We start from the raw sequence: 1,298 nt of genomic DNA, 5'->3' as shown, positions 1-1,298 counted from the left end.
GTGTACAGCCCGAAGACATAGGTAACGGTTTGTACCTAAGACATGGGTGACAATCTCGTGCCGAACGGATTGTCGATTGTCTGCAAAGTCCTTTGTTCCAGATCGATATAGCCGAGATCATAGCGCATGAAGGAGACGAGCCAAATGCCGTCGTCGACTTCCTTGATGCCGAGCTTTTGGCCTGCGAGCACGTGCGAGATATTGATCCGCTTACGATGCATGCAGATGCGACCGCAGTTGGTGACGAGAATGTCGCGGTCGTGGAAAGGGTAGTGCAGCTCCTGCAAGCCGACATAGGCTCTTGAGGAGCGCGCATACAGGTCCGCCGGCGCCTTCATGTCGAGCGCCTCGTGCGGCCGCTCGGTGTTGAATTCCTTGAGGAAGGCATCGAACCTGGCCTGCTGTTGAAGGATGTTGGCGCCGGCCGGCCTGGTTGTCTCTGCCTTCAGCGTGCGGTGCATTCGCTCGTGGCGGCCGTTCTGCTGTGGATTGCCGGGTTGGATGCGCTCGATGGCAATACCCAGCCTCAGCCAGAAGACGGAGAGCCTGGATAGATTGTAGAGGCCGTTGGGCGAGGCGAAAGGCAGGCCGTTGTCGGAGCGTATGGCGGTGGGCAGGCCGCGCTCTTTGAACAGTCGCGCGAAGGCTTCGATAACCGGCGCTTCCTTCGTCGATTCAAGCGCTTCACAGGCGAGCAGATAGCGCGAGGCCTGATCGGAGACGGTCAGCGGGTAACAATAGTGGCCATTGCCGAGCTTGAACTCGCCTTTGAAGTCAACGCACCACAGATCATTGGGCAAAAGCGCCTGCGACAGCTCGGTCCCCTCGGCCTTGAAGCGAGGCCGCCGGCGGGCATGGGCGACCAGACCATGGCGGTCGAGCACCGCATGCACCGTGCTCCTGGCCGGAATGCGCACATCGCCGTCCAGCTTGCGAACCAGCAACTCGCGTATCTTCCTGGCGCCCCAGTGCGGTTTGTCCTTCTTGGCCGTCACGATCATCCGCTCGATCGGGTCCGGCAGTTGGTTGGCATAACGCACCGGCCGGCGCGAGCGATCGCAAAGCGCCTCAAGCCCCTCTTGCCGATAGCGGTTGAAGATCTTGTAGCCGGTCTTGCGCGAGATGCCGAACTCCCGGCACACATCGCTCATGCTTTCGCCGTCAAGAAGACGACCGACGAAACGAACCCGCTCGTCCATCACCGAACACTCCTTCCACGGCATCAACACCTCCCGCAAAGCGAAAAGTGTTACCCATGTGTCCGGTACGTTTCGTCACCTATGTCTCGGGTCGCTCAT

1 protein-coding gene is annotated in these 1,298 nt (G+C 59.9%); it reads right to left on the bottom strand.

Features of this window, described 5'->3' with window-relative positions:
• Nucleotides 1-35 precede the first annotated feature (35 nt).
• Nucleotides 36-1,223, bottom strand: coding sequence for an IS481 family transposase (locus AU465_RS33090; protein ID WP_192257220.1), 1,188 nt, complete (start codon nucleotides 1,221-1,223; stop codon nucleotides 36-38).
• Between the last annotated feature and the right edge of the window lie 75 nt (nucleotides 1,224-1,298).

Source organism: Mesorhizobium silamurunense (genome assembly GCF_014843905.1).
In the GTDB taxonomy this organism is placed as follows: domain Bacteria; phylum Pseudomonadota; class Alphaproteobacteria; order Rhizobiales; family Rhizobiaceae; genus Mesorhizobium; species Mesorhizobium silamurunense.
This window is presented reverse-complemented; position numbering and strand designations above follow the sequence as displayed.